Annotated in this window: 1 protein-coding gene; it reads left to right on the top strand. The window is 44.7% G+C overall.

The window, feature by feature from the left end; translation table 11 throughout:
* A partial coding sequence (locus Q0296_RS06795) for a molybdopterin-dependent oxidoreductase (RefSeq protein ID WP_298038411.1) occupies window positions 1–1,094 on the top strand: 1,094 nt, incomplete at both ends.

Here is a 1,094-nt window from a genome sequence, read left to right as displayed (position 1 = left end):
ATACACAAGAACTGCGGCAAAGGCTGATTATTTCGCACAAATTCGCCCAGGTACAGACATACCATTTATGTATGGCATGATGAATCTCATCTTTGAAAATGGCTGGGAAGATAAGAAATTTATAGATGAGCGCACATACGGCATCGATGAGATCCGTAAAGAGGCTGCAAAATGGACACCAGAAGTCGTTGAAGATGTGACTGGAGTGAGCGCTGCAACTCTAAAAGAGATCACAGAAATTTATGCTAAAAACCGCCCTGGCTCAGTTGTTTGGGCGATGGGTCTAACTCAGCACACAATAGGCAGTTCAAACACTCGTATCGCTCCGATCCTACAACTAGTACTTGGAAACATGGGCGTAAGTGGCGGTGGCTGTAACATCCTAAGGGGCCACGACAACGTTCAAGGCGCAAGCGACATGGCAAACGCACCTGATAGCTTGCCTGGATACTATGCTAAAAACGAAGCTACATGGAAATATTTTGCCAAAATGTGGAAAGTGGATTACGAGTGGTTACAAGGAAATTTCGTAAAACCAGAGTGGATGATGAAGCCTGGATTTACCCTAGCTCGCTGGTGGGCTGGCGTGCTTGATGGCAAAGATGGCAACGACGCTATTGAAAACGCAGGCGATAGCCTAAAAGCTCTTGTAGTTATAGGTAACGGCATAACATCTACTGCACAGCAAGCAAAGGTTCAAGAGGGTCTTGACGGACTTGAACTTTTAGTACTTATGGATCCATTTGTAAATGATGCTGGCGTTATCACTAATAAAAAAGATGGCGTTTATCTTCTCCCAGCAGCAACTCAATATGAAACTAGCGGCACAGTCGTAGCTACAAACAGAAGTGGTCAATGGAGAAGCCAAGTATGTAAGCCACTTTATGAGAGCATGCCAGATCATGAAGTTTTATTTGAACTAGCTAAACGCATAGGCTTCTATGATGAGCTAACTCGCACTATAAGAGATGCCGATGGCAAGATAGAGTGGCCAGAAGCTACTACACGCGAGATAGCAAATATCGTAAAAAGTATCGGACTTACAGGCTGGACACCTGAGCGCCTAAAACGCCACCAAGAGAACTGGGATAAAT

This window comes from uncultured Campylobacter sp. (assembly GCF_937890585.1).
GTDB lineage: Bacteria > Campylobacterota > Campylobacteria > Campylobacterales > Campylobacteraceae > Campylobacter_A.
This window is presented reverse-complemented; position numbering and strand designations above follow the sequence as displayed.